Source organism: Bradyrhizobium sp. CAR08 (genome assembly GCF_052871955.1).
In genome coordinates, this window is record NZ_JBIXJX010000003.1 from 339,525 (window position 1) to 364,735 (window position 25,211).

Sequence of the window (25,211 nt, forward strand, 5' to 3'; positions counted from 1 at the left end):
CCCGCCTCGCAGGGGCTTTTTGCACCGCGGTGCAAGTTTCCGCTGTTGCAAAACCATTCGCAGGTAAAACTACGGACGCGTCATGGTGCAAACGCCGCAATCCTCCGTTCGAAGGTCGTTCGACGCGTGACTGCTTGCGTGAATATGAGGGCAACAAAAAAGCCCGGCGCGATGCCGGGCTGTTTGACGCGTGTGATGTGCGATGTGATCGCCCGATCGAACGACTCGATCGGACGGCGGCAGAGCGCTCGCGAGTTTACTTGGCGAGCTTGGCGATCTGCGCGGTGAGCCGCGAGACTTTGCGGCTGGCGTTGTTCTTGTGAATGATGTTTCGCTGCGCGGCGCGCATCAAGGCGGGCTCGGCATTCGCCAGCGCCGTCACGGCGGCGGCGCGGTCGCCGGTCTTGATCGCTTCTTCGACGTTACGCACGGCACCGCGCATCTGGGTGCGGCGCGACTTGTTGACGGCGGTGCGGCGGGCGATCTTGCGCGTCGCTTTCTTGGCGGAAGTGGTATTGGCCATGGTCTCAATGTCCTTTGCGGGTACCGGTCGCGTCTTGGTCGGGTAGCGCCGGCTTTGCTTGACCGCGTAATCGACGCTCGGAATTAGGGTGTTCGGTTGCTAGGCTGTTCCCGGAACATGAGCGACGGCCTTGCGGCTGCCTCTGAGGCCCAAGGAGCCTCTAAGCCCAAAGAGCCTGCATCTGCTCAAAGAACAGCGGCGGCAGGATTGCGCCCGCCGCCAGTTGGCGCCCTTATAGAGAGGGTCTTCGGCACCGTCAACGCTTTCCCGGGCTGCAAAAGCAGCCCCTCAGAGCCGGGATGAGTGCCGTAACGCCCTGAAGAGGTTGAATTTCTGCCGTCTCCCTTGTATTGGCTGGCGGCGTTCCGAGGGTCGTCCGATCGGACGACTATATAGGGTGAGGCATGATCCGCGGCTTTTTCCGACTGATTGGGCTGTTGCTGCTCGCCGGCGGGTTCATCTTCATGGTCTATGATGGCGCCCGCTGGGTGGCCGACCAGACCCTGCGGTTCACCCGCTTCGGCCAGTTCTGGAACGACATCAATCAGGCCAGCCAGACGGCATTCCGGACCTGGGTTGAGGCCAAGGCGCCCTGGCTGTGGACCTCGGTGATCCGCCTGGTGCTGGATCAGCCGGTTTTCGCCGTCCTCGGCATTCTCGGCATCCTCCTGATGATCCTGTTCCGCCCGCGCAAGCCGTTGATCGGCTATTCCCGGGATTGAGCTTTCGAGCATGCGGCGCTGTAACAGGGCTGCCGCTCCGTGCGTAAAGACCTATATTCCCACCTGATCGCGAGCACGCCGCCTGAGTAATTAACCCAGGCGATGCACGGCTCGTTCGGAGATCCGTCCATGCTGTTCATGCGCAAGACCACCGCATTGCCGAGTGCCGCGGAAGCGCTGCCGGGCCGTGCGCAAGCCATTCCGACCGCGACCACCCATTTCGTCAACGGCGCGAAGTTGCAGCCGCCTTATCCCGCCGGTCTCGAGCAGGCGGTGTTCGGGCTCGGCTGCTTCTGGGGCGCCGAGCGCAAGTTCTGGGAGCTCGGCGACGGCGTTTACACGACTGCTGTCGGCTATGCCGGCGGCCACACGCCGAACCCGACCTATGAAGAGACCTGCTCGGGCCGCACCGGTCACACCGAAGGGGTGCTGGTCGTGTTCGATCCGAACAAGGTGTCGTACGAGAAGCTATTGAAGACGTTCTGGGAGAGCCACAACCCGACGCAGGGCATGCGTCAGGGCAACGACGTCGGCACGCAGTACCGGAGCGCGATCTACACCTATTCAGACGCGCAGAAGAAAGCGGCCGATCAATCGAAGGCGCTCTATCAGAAGGCGCTTGCTGCAAAAGGTCTCGGCACCATCACCACCGAGATCGCACCCGCCGGCGAATTCTACTTTGCCGAGGACTATCATCAGCAATATCTGGCCAAGAATCCCGGCGGCTATTGCGGCCTGGGCGGCACCGGCGTGTCCTGCCCGATCGGCGTCGGTGTGAGCGCGTAAGCTGGTCCCTCGTCATGGCCGGGCTTGTCCCGGCCATCCACGATATTTCGTGCGGCACCAAGAACGTGGATGCCCTGGACAAGCCCGGGCATGATGGAGTGTTTGGTACCATTGCCAAGCCACCCGCCCCCCTCAACGCTTTATTAACCATAACCGGTGCATCACTGGATCTGTCTCGTTTCGAGGGATAAGTCCGGTGCCGGTTGCACGCGCGTTTCGATGGTCGATCTCGGCAGCATCCCTGGCAGCGTCCGCCGCGCTGACCCTTGGCGGCTGCATGCAAACCGCTGGTCCCGTCGCCTATGTGCAGCCGCGCGCCGATCTCGATTCGATGGCCTATGGCCAGCCGTACAACGCGCCGCAGCCCGTCGTCGTCGGCAGTGGCGGCGGTGCCATCGCAGCACTCAGCAATTCCTTTGCCTCCTCGCCTGCGCCGATGCCGGTCGGTTACGCCGCGCCGATGGCGGCGCCGGTGCGCTACGATTCCTCCTACCATCTCGACGCCGGCGACAGGCTGCGCGTGGTTGTCTACGGCCAGGAAGGTCTCACCAACAGCTACGCAATCGACGCCGGCGGCTCCATCACCATGCCGCTGATCGGCGGCGTGCCGGCACGCGGCCGCACCCCCGCGGGTCTTGCCGGCGAGATCGCCGCAAGGCTGCGCAACGGCTACATCCGCGAGCCCTCGGTCGCCGTCGAGATCGAGGCCTATCGTCCGTTCTTCATTCTCGGCGAAGTCTCCGCGCCCGGCCAGTATCCTTACGTGCCGAACATGACGGTCGAAAGCGCCGTCGCGATCGCCGGCGGCTTCTCGCCCCGCGCCAAGCGCGACGTGGTCACCGTCACGCACACCGAAGCCGGCGGCGCCATGCGCGCCGTGGTGCCGCTCGGCACCCCCTTGAGCCCCGGCGACACCGTGTTCGTCGGCGAGCGCTGGTTCTAGAGCGTTTTTGAGCGAAGTGGATGCCGGTTCACGTAAAGAAAGCGCGTCAGAAAAGAATCTAGAGCCTCGGTTCTGATGCAATCAGAACCGAAGCTCTAGCTCACCGCCTGAAATCCAGACGCCCGTTCGGAAAACATCCGTCGATCCTGGTGGCGTCGACCACCAGTCCAACCCATGGCCGTGTGATCGCCGGGTTGGTCAGGTTGATATATTTCCCGACCAGGCGACCCGCGCGATCACGCGCCGTATCGATCAGCCCGTGCCGGCGGCCGTGGTCCCAGTCGAAGCGCAGGAAGATGCGCTCGCCTGTGACCCGCACCTCCGCGCGTCCTTCTTTCCAGGCTTGTGGCGTATCGCCGGCAATGGTTGCATCTGCGCCGCCATTCCAGCGGCTGGCCCAGATGCCGTCGAGCGGGTCTGACTGTGCCGCGATAATTGCCCATGCCGCCGCGTTGACGTCAGCCGCATCGCCGGCAAGCGCGGCGGTTGCGGCATAGTCCATGACGTCGCGATCATCAGGCGCGGGCACGTCCATGGTGCCGAACGGATTGCGGATGACGATGTTCGTATTGGCCTGCTGCATCATGATCTCCCGGCGCGAATTGGCTTGATCAGTCAGCTCTATCGCCGGGCAGCAGGATGCAGCCACCCGATTCCTGCTCGTCATCCGGGGCGCGCGAAGCGCGAGCCCCGAATGACAGCGAAGACAGCCGCGCGCGCTACGATTTCAAATGCTTCGCGAAAAATTCCATGCTGCGCGGCCAGGCGATGTCGGCGCTGGCCTTGTCGTAGCTCGCCCGCTCGTCGCAATGGAAGCCGTGCTGCGCGCCCGGATAGACGAAGACCTCCACGTCCGGCCGCTTCGTCTTGATGGTCTCGACGTCGGTCAGGGGAATGCCGGCATCGTTTTCGCCAAAATGCAGCTGTGTCGGAACTTTTGGTGTCTCGTCGGCAAAGCGTACGACGGCGCCGCCGTAATAGCCGATCGCGGCCTTCAGGCCCGACAGCCGCGTCGCCGCGACGAAGGCGACGCTGCCGCCCAGGCAAAAGCCGATGATACCGACCGGGCCGACGCTCTTCACCGCATCGATCGCCGCCTGCGTGTCGCGCAGCATCGCGTCCCAATCTGGACTGGAGACGAACTTGCGCGCTTCCGCGATCTCGTCGGGCGAGTAGCCGGACTGGAAGCCCGGCGAGGTCCGGTCGAAGATCGACGGCGCGATCGCGACATAGCCTTCCCCGGCGAGGCGATCGCAGACCGAGCGGATGTGATGGTTGACCCCAAAAATCTCCTGGATCACCACCACCGCGCCCTTCGCCGTGCCGGCGGGGTCAGCGCGATAGGCACTGAGCTGGAATTTGTCGGAGGCCGTCAGCTTGATGTCCTGTCCCACGCGGGTTGTCCTTTTGGTTAGCTTCGATTGCGGGTTCCGCTCGTTCCACAAACTCGTCATGCCCGGGCGTAGCCGTCCGAAGGACGGCGTCGCTTCCGCTCGCCTATGTCCCGGGCATCCACGTTCTTGGTGCGGTAGGAAAGATCGTGGATGGCCGGGACAAGCCCGGCCATGACGATGTGGCAGCTCCAACGCATGATGGCGCAGAGACGATTGCTCTGCGTCATGAAAAACCACTCTCACTCCCACATCCAGTTCTCGCCATAATCCTCCTTCCAGCCCGCCAGCCGTCCGTGGCGGAATTGCAGGAACAGGCGGTGACGGGTGGGGATCAGTCTGCTGCCGCCGATGTTGCGAAGGGCGAGATAGATCTCGTTGCCGGGGCGTCCCCGCACATATTGCAGCGGTTGCCCCAGCGCCCGCGCAGTCTGGTCGGCATCCATGCCGAAAGCGAGCGGCGTGTTGTTCGACAAGGTCGCGACGAAGGGCAGGCGGGGCAATGTCCCGCCGAATTGCTCGGCTTGCGCGGATGCTGACAGCAACACCGCGCCCGCAGCCAATATAGCTCGCTTCATCGCCACTGTTCCTGTCCGACCTATTCCGGCAAGTTCTTCAGGAAAGGCAGCACCGCGTCAACAAAAGCCTGTGGCTGGTCGATGTTGACGGCGTGTCCGGCGGCGGGGATCACGACTTTTTGTGCGCCGGGAATTTTCGCGGCCATGTAGTCCGAGGCAGCGAGGAACGGCGTGTCGTCGGCGCCGACTACGATCAGGCTGGGCACCTTGATCTCCGGCAGCAGCTCAATCACCTTGGCATCGCGCTGGGTCAGCATGCCGCGTGCGGCGAGCGCCAATCCCCTGGCATCGCGATGGCTCGCGGTGGCGCGCTCGCGCGTCGCCGCCTTCAGTACGTCGAGCCCTTCGCGGTCGAACTTGTCGGCAGTGGCGAGCGCGCGCGCATTCCAGGCCTCGCGTGCATCGTCCTTCTTGAAGCCGGGGCCGGTGTCGATGATCAGCAGCGCGCGGACGCGCTTTGGATGCGCGCGAGCGAACGCAAGCGACATGTAGCCGCCGAGCGAGAGCCCGCCAATGATGGCGCGCTCCGTGCCGACCACATCGAGGATCGCGGCGATGTCGCCGACGGTGAGTGCTTCGCTGTAAGCGGCGGGATCGTCGGGATAGTCGGACTGGCCGTGACCGCGCATGTCCCACAAGATCAGCTTGTGATCCCGGGCAAGTGCCTCGACCTGCCCATGCCACATTGCCGAAGTCGATGAGTAGCCGTGGGTGAGCAGCAGCGGCGGGCCCTCGCCATGAACCTCGTAATGGATTCCGACGCCGTCCCGATCGATCTTAGGCATTGCATCCACCTTATTATCTTGTCTTCCCCCATCCTAACGCGCCGGGTTACTCGGAGGAAACTGCCTGAATGCGATGGCCTGCCTGCTTGGCGTGCACTCTGTTGCGTTCAGCCGCTGCATCACCGCTGTTCTCGCAACGCACAAGATGCGCGCGCCTCGTTTGTTTCGATCGATTCCAAATTGCATTTGCCTCCGCGCCTGAACGCGATCATTCTTGCGATCAAGGCTGGCGCCGGCCCGGTGGGCGTCCGCTACTCAAGTTGCCGCCGTAAGCGGCTTCATGCACCGGCAGGGGAAGACGCCTATGCCAACTCTCACCATCAACGGGCGGAGTCTGTCCGTGGATGCGGCGAACGACACGCCGCTCCTCTGGGCGATCCGCGAGCAATTGCAGATGACCGGCACCAAATTCGGCTGCGGTGCCGGCCTGTGCGGGGCCTGCACCGTGCACGTCAACGGTGAAGCCGTGCGTTCGTGCCAGACCATGGTCGGCGATGTCGCCGGCAAGAAGATCACCACCATCGAAGGCCTCGCCGCCAAGGGCGACCATCCCTTGCAGAAGGCATGGATCGCCGAACAGGTGCCGCAATGCGGCTACTGTCAGTCCGGTCAGATCATGCAGGCGGCCTCGCTGCTAGCGAAGAATCCGAACCCGACCAAGGAAGAGGTCGTGGCGCATATGGACGGCAATCTCTGCCGTTGCATGACCTATTCGCGGATCCAGAAGGCAATCATGCGCGCCGCAACCGAGATGCGCACCGCATCCGCCTCCGGCAACGAACGGAGGCCCACATGAACAAGCACGTGAACAACGTTACGCCCGAGGCGACCGATCTCAGCCGCCGCTCCTTCCTGGTCGGCACAGCGGCCACCGGCCTCGTGCTCGGCTATGCCGGCGTGCCCGGCATCGGTGAGGCGCTTGCGGCGCCTTCGAACTTCGAGCCGAGCGTTTGGTACGCGATCGCGCCCGATGGTCTCGTCACCGTCACCTGCGGCAAGGCCGACATGGGCCAGCACATCGCCTCCACCATGGCGCAGATCGTGGCCGAAGAGCTGGGCGCGAAGTGGAGCGACATGCGCATACAGCTTGCCTCCAACGATCCGAAGTTCAACGATCCCGTGTTGGGCGCTCAGATCACCGGCGGCAGCTGGTCGACCATGATGAACTTCGAGGCCATGAGCCGCGCCGGCGCTGCCGGGCGGATGGCGTTGACAGAAGGCGCGGCCGCCGCGATGGGCGTGCCGGCGTCGGAGCTCGTGGTGCGCGATTCCATGATCTCGCACCCGAAGTCGAAGAAGGCGATGTCCTTCGCCGATGTCGTCAAGAGCGGCAAGGCGACAAAAACCTTCACGCCGGACGAGCTGAAGGCGATCAAGCTGAAGACGCCGGATCAATACACCATGATCGGCGTGTCGGTGCCGCAGCTCGACATTCCCTCCAAGACCAACGGCACGGCCAAATACGGCATCGACGTGATGCTGCCAGGCATGGCCTATGGCGCGGTCGTGACGCCGCCCGTGCGCTTCGGCGCCACGGTGAAATCGGTCGACGACAGTGCCGCCAAGAAAGTGCCGGGCTTCATCAAGGCCGTCACCCTCGACGACAAGACCGGAACGACCTCGGGCTGGGTCGTCGCGGTCGCCGGCACCTATGCCAACGCCAAGAAGGCGGCGCAGGCGCTCAAGATCGCCTATGACGGCGGTCCAAACGCGAAGGTGTCGAGCCAGTCGCTGCTCGACGAGGCCATGCGGCTTCAGAAGCAGGAGGATTCCGGCCAGTTCTTCGTCAAGGACGGCGATCCCGCGGCGGCGTTCGGCACGGCGGCCAAGGTGCTGGAGGCGGAGTACACCACCAGCATCAATATCCATGCGCCGATGGAGCCGATGAACGCCACTGCGGAGTTCAAGGGCGAGATCCTGCACATCTATTCCGGCAACCAGTTCGCAACGCGCTCCGGCGCGATCGCGGCGGGTGCGGCCGGGATCGATCCGAAGTTCGTGGTCATGCATCAGATGTGGCTCGGCGGCGGCTTTGGCCGCAGGCTCGATGCCGACATGATGATTCCGGCGGTGCAGGCGGCGAAGGCCATCGGCAAGCCGGTAAAGGTGATCTACACGCGCGAGAACGACATGACGATGGATTTCTCGCGTCCGCTCACCTATCAAAAAGTAAAGGCGGGCGTGGACGGCGACGGTAAGCTCGTCGCGCTCAGCCACGACGTGGTTTCGGCGTGGCCGACCCAGCGCTGGGGAATCCCTGATTTCCTGACGCCGTCGGTGGACAAGAAGGGTCCGCTCGACTCCTTCACGGTGAACGGGGCCGACTTCTTCTACACCGTGCCCAACCATCATGTGCGCGCGATCAAGAACGAGATGGCGCACAACGCCACGCCGTCCGGCCAGCTCCGCTCGGTCGCGCCGGGTTGGACCTTCTGGGCGGTCGAGAGCATGATCGACGAGATCGCGGCGGCGGCGGGCAAGGACCCCGCGCAGTTCCGCATCTCGCTGCTCGACGGCGCCGGCAAGAACGACGGCGGCGCGCAGCGGCTGCGCAACACGCTGCTCGCCGCGATGGGCCTTGCCGGCTACGGCAGCAGGAAGCTGCCGAAAGGTGAGGGCATGGGCGTGGCCTGCGTCTCCTCGCAGGAACGCGCGACCGCGAGCTGGACGGCCTGCGTCGCCCATGTCGCCGTTGCGCCCTCGGGCGAGGTGACCGTGAAGAAGCTCACGGTCGCCACCGACGTCGGCACGCAGGTGCATCCCGACAACATCCGCGCCCAGGTCGAGGGTGCGGCGCTGTGGGGCCTGTCGCTGGCGATGTACGAGAAGGCGACGCTGAAGGACGGTGGCATCGAACAGACCAATTTCGACAGCTACACGCCCTTGCGCATGAGCCAGGTGCCGGAGGTCGCGATCGCCGTGATCGCCAATGGCGAAAAGGCCACTGGCGTCGGCGAACCCGCGGTTACAGTGATCGCACCCGCGATCGGCAATGCCATCTTCAACGCCTCGGGCGCCCGCGTCCGGGCCCTGCCGATCACGGCCGAAGCCGTGAAGGGCGCGATGAAGGCGTAAGGCTGGTTGCGATTGTTGACCTGACATGATCCGCCGGGGGCAGCCCCCGGCGGATTCGTCGTTAAAAAAGCCCTGTGTTTGCAACCACATCTCTACTGTGCATGGGGTTGTTTTCGAGGTTTTTGATTGGAGCCGCCGGGGACGCGAATTCCGTAAAATTGTCCCAGATTCCGCAGGGTTCCATTGAGCACGCCTCTTAAGGGCCGGAGAACCTGATCCGGCTTAGGCTTTTGCCCGAAACACGCCCGTGCTCTTGGGGAAGCCATGAACGCCTCAGCCAAACCCGCCGCCAAACGCCGGCTTCTGCTCGCCTCCGACCGGAGCGACGAGAGCACCCAGCTCGCCAGCATTCTCAAGGCGGTCGGCGACGTTGCCACGGTAACGACGCAGGAGCTCCCCGAGCAGCCCTCGCGCGATCTCTCCGGCCTCGTGGTCGACATCAATCTGCGCTCGCCCGACAGCGTGCAGCGGGTGCGCAACAAGCTGCGCGGCGACGCCTATCGCGCCATGCCTCGTCTGTTCGTGCTTGCGGACGCCCTGCATCACGGCACCATGCAGGCCTGGGCGCTGGGCGCCACCGACACCATCTCGCGGCCGCTTCAGCCCGAGGACATCCTGCAGCGCATCCGTGCGGCCTTCCCCGACACCGCCGTCTATGACGCGACCGATCGCGGCAAGACGCTCAATCGCGGCGTCGAGGCCGCGCACGCGGTACTGAAGAAGATGTTCGAGAAGCTGCCGCTCGGCGTACCCCTGACCTTCGACGACATCATCGCCGCCGAAAGCAAGATCCTGAAGGCGATCAAGCACTCCTCGCTGCGCGAGTGGCTCACCACGGTGGGCTGCCACCATGTCGGCAGCTACCGGCATTGCCTGTTCGTGACCGGATTTGCGGTCTCCTTCGCCCAGCACCTCGGCATGCGCGAGGACGACCAGCGCCGGCTGACCCGTGCCGCGCTGCTGCACGATGTCGGCAAGGCCTTCGTTCCCTCCGCGCTGCTCGACAAGCCCGGCAAGCTCACCGACGAGGAGATGGCTGAAGTCCGCCAGCATCCGCGCCGCGGCTATGACGCGCTCGCGGCTCAAGGCGGCTTCCCGCCGGAGATGCTGGACGTCGTGCTGCATCACCACGAATTCCTCGACGGCTCCGGCTATCCCAACAATCTCTCGTCGAACCAGATCAGCGATATCGTGCGGGTCACGACCATCGTCGACATCTACGCGGCACTCGTGGAGAAGCGCGCCTATCGCATGCCTTTCACCCACTCGCGCGCGTTTGCGATGATGGAAGGCATGGGCGGCAAGCTGGACCAGCAGCTGTTGCAAGCGTTCCGCCCAGTGGCGCTGGGATCGTTCTGAACTCCGGTGTCGTCCTGGCGAAAGCCAGGACGACATTGTGGTAATCGCTCGTGCTACCCCACCATCTTCCTCAGCTCCGCCTTCGCCACCTTCTCCAGCGTCGAGCGCGGCATGTCGTCGACGAAGCGGATCTCGCGCGGCATCTTGAAGTCGGCAAGGCCGGCGCGGCAGGCGGCCATCACGGCGTCGTGCAGATCAGGCCGGGCACCGGCGACGCCACCCTGCGGGATGATGAAGACGACCGGCACCTCGTCCAGCATTGGATGCGTCTTCGCCACCACGGCGGCCTCGCGCACGCCGGGGACCAGTGCGACCACCTGCTCGATCTCCGACGCCGCGACGTTCTCGCCGCCGACCTTCAGCATGTCCTTGCTGCGGTCTGCGAAGCGAATGTAGCCGTTCTCCAGCCGCCCCACGCGGTCGCCGGTGAGAAAGAAGCCGTGCTCGTCGAAGCTCTCGCGCGTCGCCTTTTCGTTGTGCAGATATTCGGCGAACAGCGACAGGCCGACAATGCCCTTGATCGAGAGATTTCCGGTGCCGTCGATTTCGGTCGGCCGCCCGTCGTCGTCGGTGATGCGGATTTCATATTCCGGCGCGGCGCGGCCGATCGACATCGGGATGTTGGGCTGGTCGATCTCGCCGACGATGCCGTGGGTGATGGTCTCGGTCATGCCCCACCAGCCGATGATCTTGACTCCGAAGGCGGCGAAGGCCGGCGGCTCGTTGATCGCGGTGCCCCACAGACGGAATTTGTGATCGCGCGGGATGTCCTGTTCGAGCAGCGCCTTCATGCAGAACGGGATCGTCGAGGTCCAGGTCGAGCCGTGCTCGCGCGCAGCGCCCCAGAACCGGCTGGCGGAAAAGCGCGGCTGGATCACGCAGGTGGCGCCGACCCATAGCGTCGCCAGCATCGAATAGGCCAGCGCGTTGGTGTGGAACAGCGGCAGATAGGCCTGATGCACGTCGCTTGCGTGCAGGTCTTCGTGCGCGGCGTTGATCTTGGCGCCCCACAGCGCGTTGGCGTGGGTCCACAGCACCGCCTTGGGGCGCGATGTCGTGCCCGAGGTGTATTGCACGCTGCACGGCGCGAGCGGATCGATCGCGCGCCTGGGACGGTCGGCGCTATCGGCGAACAGCTCCTCAAAGCTGTCGCCGCGTGAGACCGGGTTCCCGGGCGGCGCGCCCGCATCGTGCGAAGTCACCGCCATCCAGCGGATGTTGCGGCAATTCTGCGCGACGATCTCGGCATAGGCCGGCTGTGTGATCGCGGCGACCGCGCCGCAATGATCGGCAAAATAGTCGAGTTCGGCCGGCGCCGAGCGCGTGTTGGTGGTCACCGCGATGGCGCCGAGTTCGACACAGGCGAACCAGGCCAGCAGCGCCTCGATGCAATTGTCGAGGTGAATGAGCACATATTCGCCCGGCTTCACGCCGCGCTTCGTCAGTCCCGCCGCGAGCGCGCCGACCCGCTCGTGAAACTCGCCATAGCTCCAGCGCCGCGCAGGCGCGTCGAACGGCGCCCAGATCAGGAACGGATGTGAGCTGCGCACGTCAGCCCGCATCTTCAGCAGCCAAGGCACATCGAGCCCGTCGAATGGGCCGACGATTCCGGCGGCGGCTTGCGAAGTCGGCATATGTCCTCCCGTGCAGCCTGCATCTTGCCGGCGGCCGCGTTTTGATGATTGCGTCTTCCTGCTCTCTCAGCCCTCATGCGACGGTGCGTGGGGCAGGCGGCTTGGCCTTACCGGCCGCCGTCCTCGTATGACGAAATCTCGATCAGGCTGCCATCCGGATCCCTGCAATAGACCGAGCGCAGCGTGCCGCGGGCGCCCTGCTTGGGAACCGGGCCCTCTTCGATCGCAACGCCATGTGCCTTCAAATGCGCCACCACCTCGTCGGGGCTGGCGGAGGTGAGGAAGCACAGATCCTCGCTGCCGGCGGTCTGGTGGTCCGCGGTGAACCACTCCACCTTGTCGGCATCGCGCGGCCGGACGTTGATCTTCTGGTTACCGAATTGTAGCGACGTCCGCGGCGCTTTGCCGCCGCCGGGGTCGAACACCTTGACTTCCATGCCGAGAATCTTGCCGTACCACTCGGCGGTCACTGCGACGTCCGCGACGTTGATCACGAGATGATCGAGGGCTTCGACCTTGACCGCCATGCCTTATCCTTTCGTCGTGATGCGCCCCGTGTACTTTCCGCCTGCGGCAAGCTTTGTTACAACCGCGCCGACGCCATTTTCAAGCTATCTGGCTTCAAGAACAACACGTTGGGAGAACCCTTGAGATGATCACACGCCGTACCGCGCTGAGCCTGCTCGCCGCCAGTCCGCTTGCAGCCAGCCCGCTGTCGAAGGCCCTTGCCGCCGATTACCCGACCCATCCGGTGAAATGGGTGGTCGGCTATCCGCCGGGCGGAGCCACCGACATCCTGGCGCGCCTGATCGGCCAGCGGTTGTCGGAGAAGTTCGGCCAGCAATTCGTGATCGAAAACAAGCCGGGTGCCGGCAACAATATCGCCACCGAATCGGTCGTCAACGCCGAACCCGACGGCTACACGCTGCAACTGGTCAATCCGGCCAACTTCATCAACGCCTCGCTCTACACCAACCTGAAATTCAACTTCGTGCGCGATATCGCGCCGGTCGCCTCGTTCCAGCGCGTGCCGAACGTGATGACCGTCAACAAGGACGTGCCGGCCAAGACCGTCGCCGAGTTCATCGAATACGTGAAGGCCAACCCCGGCAAGGTCAACATGGCCTCCTCGGGCAACGGCACCTCGGTGCATCTGTCCGGCGAGATGTTCATGGCGCTGACGGGCTGCAAGATGCAGCACGTGCCCTATCGCGGCGCCGCACCCGCGATCACCGACATGCTCGGCGGCCAGGTGCAGGTGATCTTCGACAACATGCCCTCGATCATCCAGCACATCCGCTCCGGCTCGCTCCGCGCCATCGGCGTCACCACGGCGGAGCGCTCGCCGCAGCTGCCCGACGTGCCGGCGATCGGCGAGACCGTGAAGGGCTACGAGGCGAGCGCGCTGTTCGGCATGGGGGCGCCGAAGAACACGCCCAAGGAGATCATCGCCAAGCTCAACAGCGAGATCAACACGCTGATAAAGGAGCCGGACATGGCCAAGCGCCTGGTCGAGCTCGGCGGCGAGCCGCGGGCGCAGACGCCCGAGGCGTTCGGCGACGAGATCAAGGCCGAGACCGAGAAATGGAAGAAGGTGGTCGAGTTCGCCGGCCTGAAGGTCGAGTAGCGATCTTGTGATGTCCGGGAATGGAGCCCTGCCGTTCGGCAGGGCTTTTTTCTTGGATGCCGTGCCATTGAGCTGGAATAAAGCGGCTTCGTGAAACCTGATGGGTATATGGCGCGTATGATGCGCTGTGAAGAGAGGAGTAGATCATGCGTAAGACGCAATTGGTGCTGGTGGCACTCGGCGTGACAGCCCTTGCCGGCTTCGCGACGGTTACGCCGGCAGCGGCGCGCGACTATCCTTGGTGTGCCCAGGGCGGTGAGTATGATTATCCGGGGGAATGCTCCTACAGCAGCTATGAACAATGCCAAGCCAGCGTGTCCGGCCGGCTGCTGTACTGCGATCGCAATCCCCGCTTTGCCTACAGCCAGGTTTCTCCGGCGCAACCGCGATCGCACCGGCGGCCGCGCCCCGTCGCGCCGTACTAGCGAGCTGGCTGACTTCAGCCCGGTTGGAGCGCCTCGTATAGGCTCGACGCCTCCAGCCGGCCCGCGTTGCCGCTACCGCTTCGCGTCGGCCTGCTCGATTCCGTTGCATGAGATCAGCATCGTGTAGGGCCGCGCATTGCCCGCGATGTCTGTGGTCTTGATCTCGCCTTTCGGTTCGGCAGTCTGGTAAGGCACCACGGAGTTGTCGAGGAAGTCGCGCAACGCGCCGGTCTTGATCGCGAAGTTGATGTTTTCGGGGATGTTGCCGGTCGCAGCGGCCATCCGTAATCCGTCCAGCTTTCCCGTAACGACGCCAACGATCTGCCCGGTGGTGTCGAACAGCGGGCCGCCGCTATTGCCGGGCTGCACCGGCGCACTGATTTGCAGGAAACGCGAATCGTTGCGCATGCCGCTGAGCGAGCTGACGATGCCGGTCGTGACGGTGAAGTCCGAAGTTAGCAGCCCATGGAAGGGAAAGCCGATCGCGACGACGGAATCGCCGGAGCGGATCGAGCGGTCGCGGATCCGGGCGAACTCCTTGAACATGGTCGTCGACGGCGCCTGCAGCAACGCGAGGTCGTTGTTGGCGTCGCTCGACACCACGCGCAAAACCATTCCGGCTTCGCCCGTGAGATTGCCCTTGATGTCGCCGATGCAGCCATTGATCACATGGTTATTGGTGACGACGTGTCCGCTGGCACTCACGACGAACCCGGTGCCGCTCTTGGCTCTGGCAGGTTTGCTGCCGTTGGCTGGCGGTCCCTGCTTGTCCGGCGCTGGCTGCGGCTTGGCGGCGATCTTGGTGAAGTCGCCGGCCTTGTCGAGCCCGTCGGCTTTCACCTTGGTGACGCAATTGGCCAGTGCCGCAATCACGGGCCTGGCCGAGGTCAGGTCGAAATTCAGCACGGTGCGGCCGCTCGTCGCGACCATCAGGCTTGCCTTCTGAAACGTTCGTACCACGTTGGCAGGCATGACGGAGCTGAGCATGTTCGTCTGGTTGGCCGTGGCGAACAGTCTGGCCTGCTCCTGTCCGTCAAAGATGACGTCGATCGCGGCGTTCTCGCCCTGCTTGAAGCGGTAGCTGGGACTGGCAAAGCTCAAGATCCACGAGCCCCCGGCATTCTGGCCGACGACGAGAATGACGCCGTTGGCATAAGGCGCCGTCGCGGCACAATGCGAGAAGGCTCCCGTTTCGTCATTGCTGAACGCGCCGCCGACCCAGTTGCCGATTTTGACGCTGCCGAATGGGCCGGCTGCCTGTGCTGCGGTGACGACGCTCACCTGCAACAATGACGCAACGATGAATGACTTAAGCCACATACTCTCCCCCCAGCGCGTTCGCGCGCATCTTATCTGCGGGAGGACGTCTCGCGCAACCGGCAGTTGTCTGTTGAGGACGGATCCTCTCGGGCGACTTCGGGACTTGCCTTTACTTTGCAATCCGATATACTTTGCGGTACAAAGTAACGGACCGATAGACCCGGCAGGGATAGGCGGAGCGAGGTTTTGGCGTTGCCAATGCGCGATCTCGACAAGGCACTGGCCGACATCGTGGCGATCCGCAGCCAGATTGCGGCAGGCACGGCATTTCGCGGTTACGGCCCGGCGACGATGGCCGCGACCGGCGCGGTCGCGCTTCTCACCGCGATCCTGGAATTCTGGCTGCTTGGTGATGCCACCAGCGAACCGCTCGGCTTCTTCTTCGGCTGGTTCATTGCCGCCGCGCTCTCCGGCCTGATCATCGGCATCGAGATGCGCGCGCGTTCGCGCCGCCATCATTCGGGCCTCGCTGATGCCATGATCCACCAGGCTGTCGAGCAATTCCTGCCCGCTGGCGTTGCCGGTGTGCTGCTTGCGGTGGTGATGTGGAAGTTCGCGGGCGAAACGCTGTGGCTGCTGCCGGGCCTGTGGCAGATCCTGGTGTCGCTCGGCATTTTTGCCTCCGTCCGTTCGCTGCCGCGCACCGTGGCGCTCGCCGGCGCCTGGTATTTCATATCCGGCTTTGCGGTGGTGGTGCTCGCGAGCCAGACCCATACGCTGTCGCCATGGACCATGGGCCTGCCCTTCGTGATCGGGCAATCGGTGATGGCGGGCATTCTGTATTTCGCATCGGGAGACCATGATGTCGAAGATTGACAGCGCACCGTTCTCTTATGAAGGACTGGACCGCGTGATCCACGAGAAGGCGAGGCTCGGACTTCTGACCTCGCTGATGGCGCATCCGAAAGGTCTGGCGTTCGCCGATCTCAAGCAGCTCTGCGGCCTCACCGACGGCAATCTCAGCCGGCATCTCGCCGTGCTCCAGGAAGCCGGCCTCGTCGAGGTGACCAAGGGCTATGAGGGCAATCGCCCGCACACGACCTGTCGCCTGACCAAGGCCGGCCGCCGCCGCTTCCTCGACTATCTCGCCGTGCTCGAACGCCTGGTGCGCGACGCAGCCAAGGCTGCCGGCCGCGAGGCGGCGCCGCTCGGCCGTCTCGGTATCGTCTCGACCTGATCCTCCCCCTTTTTTGACCGGAGACTTTGCAATGCAAAGTGACCTTGTGTCCCGCAACGAGAAGCTTCACGTCGGCATCATCATGGATGGCAACGGCAGATGGGCGACGCGGCGCGGCCTGTCGCGCGTGCGCGGCCATGAGGCCGGCGTCGAGGCGATCCGCCGCATCGTCGAGGCCGCGCCCAAGCAGGGCATCGGCACGCTGACGCTCTACGCCTTCTCGACCGACAATTGGCGAAGGCCGAAGGCCGAGGTCGCCGCGCTGATGACGCTTCTGAGATTCTACCTCGGCAACGAGGTGCAGAGCCTGGTCAAGAACGGCGTGCGCCTCACCGTGATCGGCCGGCGAGACCGCCTGCCCGACGGTATCGCCAATGCGATCGCGCGCGCGGAAGATGCCACCGCGCACGGCGGCACGCTTCATCTGCGCATCGCCGTCGACTATTCCGCCCGCGACGCCATCCTCAACGCGGCGGCGAAGGCGGCGGCGCTGACGAGTCTCACCCGCGAGGCGTTCTCGCAGCTCGTCACCGGCGAGGCCGGTTTGCGCGACGTCGACCTCATCATCCGCACCTCGGGTGAGAAACGGCTGTCGGACTTCCTGCTCTGGGAAGGTGCCTATGCCGAGCTGCACTTCACCGAGCGGATGTGGCCCGAATTCGACGCGGGCGATCTCGCTGCGGCCCTGGCCTCCTTCCACGGCCGCGAGCGTCGCTTCGGCGGCCTCCAGGCGATCGTGCCGGAGGAGGTGCCTTCACTCTCTCGCGTGTGACGCCCGGCACCGAGCAACGAACTGTTCGTTTTCGGCCGCAAGATTGGCAGCACCGTCCAAGCGGTAAGCGCGCCGTCTCGGCTAGGTCTGCATTCGATGCAACCTGCCGAGAGCCGCGCGCATGTCACAGCCGTTGCTGGATGCCATTGTCGAGTCAGCCGAAGGCAACGCCACGCTTCGTATCAGGCCGGCCAGCGCGTCCGATGTCGAGATCCTCTCGATCTATTTCACGAGCCTCTCCACGACATCGCGCAACAAGCGCTTCATGGGCGCGCGGGCGGACTTTGCAATGATCGCGGCCGAATGCGTCGCCAAGACCAGCAATCCCGGTCATTTCACCCTGCTCGCCGAGATCAGGCACGAAGGGCAGGGCACGATCATCGGCGAAACCAGATACGCCTACGATGCGGCTGCACGGCATGGTGATTTCGCCATCTCTGTTGCCGATGGCTTTCAGCGCCAGGGCGTCGGCCTCCAGATGATGACGGCGATGGAGAGGCACGCGAGCGATCTCGGTCACGAGATGATTGCAGCCGAGACCGCGCGCGTGAACGCCGAGATGCGCGGTCTTGCGAAGAAAGCGGGGTTCGAGGACACCGGTCTCGGAGACTGGCAGTCGGTCCATCTCGCGAAGCGTCTGTCGCGATAGCCGGGCTTGCCGCGAACCGAGCAAGCGCGACCGAAGTCGGCGGACGTGGCGGAGCTGGACCCGAGCGTCGAATTCTGGTGTCGTGGCACACCCTCAATCGCGTGTCTCCCAATGACCTCCTTCAAGACCATTCGTGCGCGCGCCGAAAAACGCAAGGGCGGGCCCAAGGCGCTCGAAAAGCTGATGCCGGAAAAGCCCGACCTGAAGGGCCTCGCCAAACGCGGCGACGACCGCATCCTCGCAGAGATGACGAAGCGTGTGTTTTGCGCGGGCTTTGCCTGGAGCGTGATCGAGACGAAATGGGACGGGTTTGAAGACGCCTTCCTGCGTTTCCAACCGGCCAAGCTCACCTTCCAGCCGGAGGATTATTGGGAGGACCTGCTGCGCGACGCGCGCATCGTGCGCAACGGTGCCAAGATCATGTCGGTGCGCGACAACGCGGCCTTCGTCCAGGAGATCGCAAGAGAGCACGGCAGCTTCGGCAGGTTTCTGACGAAGTGGCCGCCGTCCGACCAGATCGGCCTGCTCGAGCTTCTAAGCAAGCGCGGCAGCCGTTTGGGTGGCAATACCGGCCAGATGCTGCTGCGGTTCGTCGGCTGGGACGGCTTTGTGACGTCCAGGGACGTCGTGGCCTGCCTGCGCGATGCCGGTCTCGACATTGCCGAAGAGGTGAAGTCGAAGGGCGATCTCGCCAAGGTGCAGGCGCAGTTCAACGCCTGGGCCGAGGAGACCGGGTTGTCCTACACATATCTGTCACGCATCTGCGCGCACTCTGTTGGCGAGAACAGAAGCGAGTAACGAATTCGGCTCTTGAAATCAGCTCTTGGAATTTGGCTCTTGGGATGTTGAATCATGTGCATCCTGTGGCGATCTGGTGCCGCAAGCGCGGCAGACGCGACGCGCGATCACGAAATGCATTTCTCCGGAACATTTGTGCGTAGCACCTGTTCGGGAGATTGGGCCAGGCGAACATCAGCGCAGGGAACGCCCGCTCTGGCTCAGCTCAGTGAAACCGACGTGACAGAAACGGAGCAGCTCATGAAGCTCACATCCGAACAGGTGAAGCAGACCGTCAACCAGCTCGGCGCTCAAGTGCTGCCCGACGAGCATCCCGCGATGCCGCAGCTCAACAGCATGTTCGGCGAGCACACTTTCTTCGTCGATGAGACGGGGCTGAAGGTCGTCGAGCCCACGGCGCCGCCCGGCACCGAGCGTCAGAGCGGCGAAGTCGTCAGCCTCGCCGATTGGGGCGATTCCGAGCTGACCCGCCTGATGGCACACGAGCCCGAACCGACGGGCGTGATCGTCGTGTTCGAGCACGTGAGGCATTGATCGGGCCCAGCGGATCGTCCTTCGGCGGCGAGTCTGAAAACCCGCCACCGTAGATTCGCGTTGCGAGCGCGCTCGACGTGGCTCTCTGCGTCCGCCGAAAGCCCGTCGGTTTGGTTCAGATGCCGAGAGTCAGCTGCGGCGGCTCCGCATCGTCCCCGGCCTGGAGGGAAGACAGCGAGACCCCCAGCAGCCTGACGCTCTTGGGCAGCGGAATCTCGACTTCGAGCAGGCCGCAAGCCAGCCGCTCAAGATCGTCCCGGCCTGCAACCGGCGAAAGAGCGGACCTGCTGCGCGTGATGATCTCGAAGTCGGCAAACTTGATCTTCAAGGTGACGGTGCGGCCACGGCTGCCCGTCGCCTCGCAATGGCGCCACACCTTGTCGACGAGCGGCTTGAGCTCGGCGACCAGCGCGTCGAATTCGGTGAGATCGCTTGAGAACGTGGTCTCCGCGCCGATGGACTTGCGGACCCGGTTGGCCCGGACCGGCCGTTCGTCGACACCGCGCGAAATCCAGTAGTAATAGGCGCCCGACTTGCCGAAATTGGCATTCATGAACTCCAGCGTCTGACGACGAATATCGAGACCGGTGAACATGCCGAGCGCGTTCATCTTCGCACCCGTGGCCGGGCCTATCCCATGGAATTTTCCGACCGGCAGGGTCTCGACGAAGGCGGGTCCCATCTCCGGTGAAATCACGAACTGACCGTTGGGCTTGCGATGATCGGAGGCGAGCTTGGCCAGGAACTTGTTGTAGGAGATGCCGGCCGAAGCGTTGAGGCCCGTCTCGGCCTTGATCCTCTCGCGGATCCTGAGCGCAACATCACGCGCCAGCGGGATGCCCTGCAGGTTTTCCGTCACGTCGAGATAGGCCTCGTCGAGCGACAACGGCTCGATGAGCGGGGTATGCTCCGCGAAGATGTCGCGGATCTGCCTAGAGATCGCCTTGTAGACCTCGAAGCGCGGCTTGACGAAGATCAGATCGGGACATTGTCGCTTCGCCGTCACGGATGGCATGGCAGAGCGAACGCCGAACTCGCGGGCCTCATAACTGGCGGCCGCGACGACGCCACGTTCCGCGGAGCCTCCGACGGCGACCGGCTTTCCGCGCAGCTCCGGATGATCGCGTTGTTCCACGGACGCGTAGAAGGCATCCATGTCGATATGGATGATCTTGCGGACGGGCGAAGCTTCGCCGGTCGCCGTGTCGGATTCGCTCATGGCAAGATGATACAATCGAGCGATGAGAAGCGCGAGGTGGGTGTGGTTCAGCGCTCGAGACAGGCTGGCCGCCGCTCCGGGATGTCCCACTTCATCAAAAACAATCTCAGGCTTGTGAGTGGCCAGCATGGCCACGCGCTCTAATATGAGCCTGCGGAGGACAGCCCATGCAATACAGCTCCGAACTCATTCGAACGATGCGTCAGGCGCTGGAGGCCGTGATGGCCAGCGTGCCGCCCGATCAGTCGGTGTTCGGCCTGAAGGCGGCGGTCGCCGAATGCATCCTGAAGGCGGCCGCACACGGTCAGACGTCGTACGCCGGACTGGTCACGTCGGCTTCCGACCAGGTTCAGGCGATCATCTCGATGCTGAATTGAGGTGGGCTTGCGCCGAGCAGGCGATGACCTGAGCGGGCGGGGTAACAACGCAAATCGGGTGAGGGTGCCTCCAACGCGCACTGGAGGAGACTGGCGCACCCGACACGATTCGAACGTGTGACCTTTGCCTTCGGAGGGCAACGCTCTATCCAGCTGAGCTACGGGTGCTAGTCGAGGTTCATTTAGCCGATTGGCGGAGGGTGGGCAACCGCTTCCGCCGGCTTCGTCCAGGCTGATTTGGGCTAGGCTGATTTACGAGTCGCGCGGTCAGGAACCGGCACGCCGTCCCGCCCGAGCTTGGCGAACTCGGCGAGCAGCCGTTCGGAGCACATGACGCGGTTGCGGCCGAGCCGTTTGGCCGCATAGAGCGCCTGGTCGGCCGCGCCCAGCAGCCGTTGGGGGCTGTCGTCGGTTTCGTCCGGAATGTGGCTGGCGACGCCGACACTCAGGGTGACGTGCTCGCCGGCCCCGATGGCGCCGTGGGTGACCCGCAAGGCCATCACCGCGCAGCGGATTTCGTCGGCGATGGCGCAGGCGGCATCGCAACCCATGTCCGGCAGGATCAGCGCGAATTCCTCGCCGCCATAACGGCTGGCGAGATCGAGCGGGCGCACGGCATACCGGCTGACGACGGACGCGACCGCGCGCAGGCATTCGTCGCCGCTCTGGTGGCCGTGGCGGTCGTTGAACAGCTTGAAATGATCGACATCGACGAACAGCAGCGCCATGGGCTTCTGCGTCCGCTGGGCGCGGGCCCATTCACTCATCAGCATCTGGTCGAACGCGCGGCGGTTCGACAGGCCGGTCAGCCCGTCCTTGGTGGCAAGCTCCTTCAGGGCCATCTCGGCGCGCTTCTGGTCGGTAAGGTCGCGCAAAGTCTCCACCACCGCGATCAGATGGCCGGCCTCGTCGTGAATGGGGCCGGCGTCGATGGCGAGATAGAGCTGGCTGCCGAGCTTCGGCATCACGCACCAGTTTTCGGCGCTGAAGCCGAGCCCGTTATGACCGCGCGCGGCATATTCCGAATAGAACGCCGGCAGCTGTTCCGGGCGGTCGAGCGCGACGAGGTCGGCGAGGCAAGGGCGCCTGCTCTCGTAGAAGGCCTGCCAGTGCTTATTGGTGCCGATCACTTCGGAGGCGGCGACACCGGTCAGCCGCTCGCAGGCTCTGTTCCAGATCACGACGCGGCGCTTGGGGTCGATCACGAAGGTCGGCACCACCAGATGCTGCATCAGCCGCACGGCATAGGAATCCGCAACGTCGACCGTCTTGGCTGGCGTTTTCCCCGGCTTCGCCATCTCAGGCCACCGCCGCCACCGGCAAGGCATGGCTCGGACCGAACAGCTTTCGCACTTCGCCGGCCGGCTTCGGTCTGCTGAAGAGATAACCCTGCATCTCCGTGCAGCCGAGCGCACGCAGCATCTCGCGCTGCGCCTCGGTCTCGACGCCCTCCGCGACCGTGGTCATGTTGCTGGCGGCGGCGATGTTCACCACCGCCTGCACGATCACGGGCGCGCCGCTCGTCTCGGCGATATCAGCGACGAAACAGCGGTCGATCTTGATCTTGTCGAACGGGAAGCGCTTCAGATAGCTGAGCGAGGAATAGCCGGTGCCGAAATCGTCGAGCGCGATGCGCACGCCGATGGCGCGGAGCTGGTGCAGGATCGAGAGCGCCGCCTCGTCGTCGCGGATCAGCACGGCCTCGGTGATCTCGAGCTCGAGCCGGGAGGGGGCAAGTCCGGAAGCGGCGAGCGCGCCGGCGATCCGCAGTGCCAGCGTGTCGCATTTGAGCTGCACCGGCGAGACGTTGACCGCGACACGCACATGCGCCGGCCAGGTCGCGGCCTCGTTGCAGGCCATGCGCAGCACCCAGTCGCCGAGCTCGTTGATCAGGCCGGTGTCCTCGGCAATCGGAATGAACTCCGCCGGCGACACCATGCCGCGCTCGGGATGCCGCCAGCGCAGCAGCGCCTCGCAGCCTGTGACCTCATTGGTGCGCAAGTCGACCAGCGGCTGATAGTGGATCTCGAAACCGCCGTTCACCAGGGCCTGCCGCAGATCCTGCTCCAGGCTCAGGCGCGCCTTGGCGCTCGCATCCATCTCCGGCTCGAAGAAGCGGTGAGTGCGGCGTCCTCCGGCCTTGGCGCCGTACATCGCGAGATCGGCATTCTTGATGAGCTGGTCGAGATCGGTGCCGTCCTGCGGCGCCATCGCGATGCCGATGCTGGCGTCGGTGGAGAGCTGATGGCCGAAGCAGTGATAGGGCCGGCGGATCGCCTCGAAGATCCGCGTCACGAATGACACCACGTCGGCGGACGACTTGATGCCGGTCTGGATCACCGCGAATTCGTCGCCGCCGAGCCGCGCGATCAGGTCGTCCTGTCCGAGGCAGCCGCGGATGCGGGCGGCGATTCCCTTCAACAGCTCGTCGCCGACGTGATGGCCGAGCGAATCGTTGATGCCCTTGAACTCGTCGACGTCGATATAGAGCAGCGCGAACTGACTGCCGCCGCCGACCTTCTCAAGTTCGCGCTCGATCTGCTCGCGGAATAGCGTCCGGTTGGGTAGGTCGGTGAGCGCATCGTAATGCGCCATATGCGCGATCTTTTCGTCGGCGCGCCGTCGTTCGGTGACGTCCTCGACCACGTTGATGAGGTAACGCGGCTCGCCGGAATTGTCGCGGATCCCGATCCGGGTCGAGGTGATGTAGCGCATCCCCTTGGCCTGGCTCTGCCAGGCATGTTCGTCTTTGAACAATCCCTCGGTCATCTGCAGCGCCTTGCTGTCGTCGTCGGTGACGACTCTGGCGGAGGCATCCGGGTAAATGTCGAAGGGAGTCTTGCCAACGATGTTTTCACTCGATTGGCCGAATTGCTCTTCGGCGGTCCGGTTGACGAGCAGATATTGCCGCGTTTGAGCATCCTTCACCGTGATCTGCGATGGGATGTGGTCGATGATCTCGCGTAGGAACATGTAGTTGCGGTCGCGTTCCTGCTCCAGATTGCGGCGTTCGGTGATGTCTTCGATCGTGGCCACCCACCCGCCCTGCGCGAGTGGGGTGTTGATGACCTGGAAAGCGCGGCCGCTCGGCAAGTGATGGCTTCTGGTGGAGACCGTGCCCTCCGCGACGATCCTCATGACGTCGGCGCAAAATGCCTCGACATCGCCTTCGAACGCGCTGCGCTCCTTGCGATGATACATCGCCTCGCGGATGTGACAGCCGGGCTTGATGACGTCGTGGGAGAGGCCGAACATGTCGGCGTAGCGGCGGTTGCAGGTGACGATGTATCCGGCTGCATCGTACAGGATCAACCCTTGCGACATGTTGTTCAAGGCGGTGTCGAGCCGCCCTCGCTCCGCTTCCAGCCGCTGCTGCGCCTCCCGATTCTGCCGGCTGATCTGGCGAACGATCAGGAACAGGATCAGCGCAATCACAGTCGCCGAAAGCGCGGCGGTGGTGACCATGAAACCGGTCTGCTGCCGCCAGTCGGCCAGCGCCGCGCTCGTGGTGTTGGTCGCGACGATGACCAGCGGGAAATGCGAAAGCGAGGCGCCGGAGCCGAGGCGCTCGTCGCCGTCGATCGGGCCCCTGACGCGCAGGGTGTGCCGGCCACCTTCGGCCAGCATCTTGCGCATCAGCGGCGCGTCCTTGAAGTCCCTGCCGATCAGCTCTTCGACATGCGGGTAGCGCGACAGCATCTTGCCATTGCGGTCGAACAGCGAGATCGCCGTGCCCTCCGCAAGCGCAACGGATGCGAAATAGTTCTGGTAGCTGTCCGGATCGATCCGGCGGACCATCGTGCCGAGGAAGCTGCCGTCCACGCCGTTCAGCCGACGCGCGACAATCGTGGTCCATTTGCCGATGATGAAACTGCGGACCGACTCCAGAATTACCGGTTCGGCCATCGGATCGGATTTGAAGGTCTGGAAGTAGGCGCGCGAGGAGATGTTGATCTTGGGCAGCGGCTGGGCTCGCGACCAGTTGATCAGTTCGCCATCGGCATCGTAGATCGCGATGTCGCCGAGATAAGACACCGAGCTGATCTTGCTCCGCAGCATCTGGTTCGTCGCAGGTCCGGACATGCGCTCGCGGAACATCGCGGCGGAACTGATCTCCGGCAGGTTCATCTGCCCGATCACATCGGCGGCGACGACGTCCGCATCTTCGAATTGCTGATCGAAGTGCCGCGCGATCAGCTGCACGGTATTTTCCAGCTCGCGCTCGCGGTTGGCCAGGGTACGTTCGCGAAATTCGCCGACGGCCATGGCGGTCACGGCGAAGATCCCGGCGACCAGCAACACGCCGCACAAAGTGAGCCACAGCACCGGTCCGCGCCGAATGGCTGCCTCCCAGCCGTGCTTCGCGGCTAGGAGCATTCGTGACGCAATCTCTGCAAAGACCTGGCGCATTCCCTCCCCCTGGAAGGACAGGAATACACCGCACAAATGGCGTAAAGCTTAGGAAAGCCAGTTACCTGGGCGTTAATCTCGTTGCGCGAATCGGTTGCGCCGAGCGA

Annotated in this window: 28 protein-coding genes and 1 tRNA gene; 16 read left to right on the forward strand and 13 right to left on the reverse strand. The window is 64.1% G+C overall.

Translation table 11 applies throughout. The features are described 5' to 3' along the window. Positions 1–256 precede the first annotated feature (256 nt). On the reverse strand, positions 257–523 hold the full coding sequence (gene rpsT, locus ACIPUD_RS09040; protein WP_007598259.1) for a 30S ribosomal protein S20: 267 nt from the start codon (positions 521–523) through the stop codon (positions 257–259). 404 nt (positions 524–927) lie between these two features. Here rpsT and ACIPUD_RS09045 point away from each other — a divergent pair, with 404 nt between their 5' ends. The 4 genes from ACIPUD_RS09045 to ACIPUD_RS09060 all read left to right on the forward strand — a co-directional run bounded on the left by ACIPUD_RS09045 (position 928) and on the right by ACIPUD_RS09060 (position 2,974). Next, on the forward strand, positions 928–1,245 hold the full coding sequence (locus tag ACIPUD_RS09045) for a hypothetical protein (protein ID WP_007616084.1): 318 nt from the start codon (positions 928–930) through the stop codon (positions 1,243–1,245). A 129-nt stretch (positions 1,246–1,374) separates the two neighbouring features. Next, entirely contained in the window at positions 1,375–2,031 is a 657-nt protein-coding gene (gene msrA / locus ACIPUD_RS09050) for a peptide-methionine (S)-S-oxide reductase MsrA (RefSeq protein WP_446480416.1), read from the forward strand. Positions 2,032–2,045: 14 nt separating this feature from the next. Next, entirely contained in the window at positions 2,046–2,222 is a 177-nt protein-coding gene (locus ACIPUD_RS09055) for a hypothetical protein (protein ID WP_446480417.1), read from the forward strand. Between the two features lie 5 nt (positions 2,223–2,227). Next, positions 2,228–2,974, forward strand: a complete 747-nt coding sequence (locus ACIPUD_RS09060; RefSeq protein ID WP_446480418.1) for a polysaccharide biosynthesis/export family protein — start codon at positions 2,228–2,230, stop codon at positions 2,972–2,974. A 100-nt stretch (positions 2,975–3,074) separates the two neighbouring features. On the opposite strand, the gene ACIPUD_RS09065 is transcribed toward ACIPUD_RS09060, so the two are convergent. From ACIPUD_RS09065 to ACIPUD_RS09085, 5 genes are all read right to left on the reverse strand, one after another. Then, positions 3,075–3,557, reverse strand: a complete 483-nt coding sequence (locus ACIPUD_RS09065) for a hypothetical protein (protein WP_377830701.1) — start codon at positions 3,555–3,557, stop codon at positions 3,075–3,077. A 136-nt stretch (positions 3,558–3,693) separates the two neighbouring features. Next, complete coding sequence (locus ACIPUD_RS09070) at positions 3,694–4,368, reverse strand: dienelactone hydrolase family protein (RefSeq protein ID WP_446480419.1); 675 nt, start codon at positions 4,366–4,368, stop codon at positions 3,694–3,696. A 56-nt stretch (positions 4,369–4,424) separates the two neighbouring features. After that, positions 4,425–4,595 carry a hypothetical protein gene (locus ACIPUD_RS09075; RefSeq protein WP_158091539.1) on the reverse strand — a complete coding sequence of 57 codons (171 nt, stop codon included), beginning with the start codon at positions 4,593–4,595 and terminating at the stop codon, positions 4,425–4,427. A gap of 12 nt (positions 4,596–4,607) precedes the next feature. After that, positions 4,608–4,943, reverse strand: coding sequence for a hypothetical protein (locus tag ACIPUD_RS09080; protein WP_085349731.1), 336 nt, complete (start codon positions 4,941–4,943; stop codon positions 4,608–4,610). 20 nt (positions 4,944–4,963) lie between these two features. Then, positions 4,964–5,728 carry an alpha/beta fold hydrolase gene (locus tag ACIPUD_RS09085; RefSeq protein ID WP_446480420.1) on the reverse strand — a complete coding sequence of 255 codons (765 nt, stop codon included), beginning with the start codon at positions 5,726–5,728 and terminating at the stop codon, positions 4,964–4,966. Positions 5,729–6,032: 304 nt separating this feature from the next. Here ACIPUD_RS09085 and ACIPUD_RS09090 point away from each other — a divergent pair, with 304 nt between their 5' ends. From ACIPUD_RS09090 to ACIPUD_RS09100, 3 genes are all read left to right on the forward strand, one after another. After that, positions 6,033–6,524: a (2Fe-2S)-binding protein gene (locus ACIPUD_RS09090; RefSeq protein WP_007616069.1), complete on the forward strand. Its 492-nt coding sequence runs from the start codon at positions 6,033–6,035 to the stop codon at positions 6,522–6,524. After that, entirely contained in the window at positions 6,521–8,803 is a 2,283-nt protein-coding gene (locus ACIPUD_RS09095) for a molybdopterin cofactor-binding domain-containing protein (RefSeq protein ID WP_446480421.1), read from the forward strand. The genes ACIPUD_RS09090 and ACIPUD_RS09095 overlap by 4 nt, the downstream gene beginning before the upstream one ends. 264 nt (positions 8,804–9,067) lie before the next feature. Then, entirely contained in the window at positions 9,068–10,162 is a 1,095-nt protein-coding gene (locus tag ACIPUD_RS09100; RefSeq protein WP_446480422.1) for an HD domain-containing phosphohydrolase, read from the forward strand. A 53-nt stretch (positions 10,163–10,215) separates the two neighbouring features. Here ACIPUD_RS09100 and ACIPUD_RS09105 read toward each other — a convergent pair whose 3' ends face one another. Beyond that, on the reverse strand, positions 10,216–11,796 hold the full coding sequence (locus ACIPUD_RS09105; RefSeq protein ID WP_446480423.1) for an AMP-binding protein: 1,581 nt from the start codon (positions 11,794–11,796) through the stop codon (positions 10,216–10,218). Between the two features lie 107 nt (positions 11,797–11,903). Continuing rightward, on the reverse strand, positions 11,904–12,323 hold the full coding sequence (locus ACIPUD_RS09110; RefSeq protein ID WP_204513070.1) for a VOC family protein: 420 nt from the start codon (positions 12,321–12,323) through the stop codon (positions 11,904–11,906). 125 nt (positions 12,324–12,448) lie between these two features. Here ACIPUD_RS09110 and ACIPUD_RS09115 point away from each other — a divergent pair, with 125 nt between their 5' ends. Together ACIPUD_RS09115 and ACIPUD_RS09120 are read left to right on the forward strand one after the other, a co-directional pair. Beyond that, complete coding sequence (locus tag ACIPUD_RS09115) at positions 12,449–13,423, forward strand: Bug family tripartite tricarboxylate transporter substrate binding protein (RefSeq protein ID WP_018455852.1); 975 nt, start codon at positions 12,449–12,451, stop codon at positions 13,421–13,423. 146 nt (positions 13,424–13,569) lie between these two features. After that, entirely contained in the window at positions 13,570–13,848 is a 279-nt protein-coding gene (locus ACIPUD_RS09120; RefSeq protein ID WP_083926408.1) for a DUF3551 domain-containing protein, read from the forward strand. Positions 13,849–13,920: 72 nt separating this feature from the next. Here ACIPUD_RS09120 and ACIPUD_RS09125 read toward each other — a convergent pair whose 3' ends face one another. Next, a complete protein-coding gene (locus tag ACIPUD_RS09125) occupies positions 13,921–15,168 on the reverse strand; it encodes a S1C family serine protease (RefSeq protein ID WP_446480424.1) in 1,248 nt (415 codons plus the stop codon). A gap of 198 nt (positions 15,169–15,366) precedes the next feature. On the opposite strand from ACIPUD_RS09125, the gene ACIPUD_RS09130 reads away from it, so the two are divergent. The 6 genes from ACIPUD_RS09130 to ACIPUD_RS09155 all read left to right on the forward strand — a co-directional run bounded on the left by ACIPUD_RS09130 (position 15,367) and on the right by ACIPUD_RS09155 (position 19,098). Next, entirely contained in the window at positions 15,367–15,984 is a 618-nt protein-coding gene (locus tag ACIPUD_RS09130; RefSeq protein ID WP_018455854.1) for a hypothetical protein, read from the forward strand. Further along, entirely contained in the window at positions 15,971–16,345 is a 375-nt protein-coding gene (locus ACIPUD_RS09135) for a winged helix-turn-helix domain-containing protein (RefSeq protein WP_007616058.1), read from the forward strand. Before ACIPUD_RS09130 ends, ACIPUD_RS09135 begins: the two co-directional genes overlap by 14 nt. Before the next feature lie 31 nt (positions 16,346–16,376). Continuing rightward, on the forward strand, positions 16,377–17,117 hold the full coding sequence (locus ACIPUD_RS09140) for a di-trans,poly-cis-decaprenylcistransferase (RefSeq protein ID WP_085361990.1): 741 nt from the start codon (positions 16,377–16,379) through the stop codon (positions 17,115–17,117). A 121-nt stretch (positions 17,118–17,238) separates the two neighbouring features. After that, positions 17,239–17,766, forward strand: coding sequence for a GNAT family N-acetyltransferase (locus ACIPUD_RS09145; protein WP_085385541.1), 528 nt, complete (start codon positions 17,239–17,241; stop codon positions 17,764–17,766). Between the two features lie 111 nt (positions 17,767–17,877). Beyond that, on the forward strand, positions 17,878–18,564 hold the full coding sequence (locus tag ACIPUD_RS09150; RefSeq protein WP_446480425.1) for a DNA-3-methyladenine glycosylase I: 687 nt from the start codon (positions 17,878–17,880) through the stop codon (positions 18,562–18,564). A gap of 240 nt (positions 18,565–18,804) precedes the next feature. Beyond that, positions 18,805–19,098 carry a hypothetical protein gene (locus tag ACIPUD_RS09155; protein ID WP_007598221.1) on the forward strand — a complete coding sequence of 98 codons (294 nt, stop codon included), beginning with the start codon at positions 18,805–18,807 and terminating at the stop codon, positions 19,096–19,098. 115 nt (positions 19,099–19,213) lie between these two features. On the opposite strand, the gene dinB is transcribed toward ACIPUD_RS09155, so the two are convergent. Beyond that, positions 19,214–20,317 carry a DNA polymerase IV gene (dinB, locus tag ACIPUD_RS09160; RefSeq protein ID WP_377787762.1) on the reverse strand — a complete coding sequence of 368 codons (1,104 nt, stop codon included), beginning with the start codon at positions 20,315–20,317 and terminating at the stop codon, positions 19,214–19,216. Between the two features lie 167 nt (positions 20,318–20,484). Here dinB and ACIPUD_RS09165 point away from each other — a divergent pair, with 167 nt between their 5' ends. Then, a complete protein-coding gene (locus tag ACIPUD_RS09165; protein ID WP_377828581.1) occupies positions 20,485–20,694 on the forward strand; it encodes a hypothetical protein in 210 nt (69 codons plus the stop codon). Between the two features lie 91 nt (positions 20,695–20,785). On the opposite strand, the gene ACIPUD_RS09170 is transcribed toward ACIPUD_RS09165, so the two are convergent. The 3 genes from ACIPUD_RS09170 to ACIPUD_RS09180 form a co-directional block, all read right to left on the reverse strand. Next, a tRNA-Arg gene (locus ACIPUD_RS09170) sits at positions 20,786–20,862 on the reverse strand. Between the two features lie 74 nt (positions 20,863–20,936). Beyond that, on the reverse strand, positions 20,937–21,992 hold the full coding sequence (locus ACIPUD_RS09175) for a sensor domain-containing diguanylate cyclase (protein WP_446480426.1): 1,056 nt from the start codon (positions 21,990–21,992) through the stop codon (positions 20,937–20,939). A 1-nt stretch (position 21,993) separates the two neighbouring features. Continuing rightward, positions 21,994–25,104, reverse strand: coding sequence for a bifunctional diguanylate cyclase/phosphodiesterase (locus tag ACIPUD_RS09180; protein WP_446480427.1), 3,111 nt, complete (start codon positions 25,102–25,104; stop codon positions 21,994–21,996). Positions 25,105–25,211: the final 107 nt, after the last annotated feature.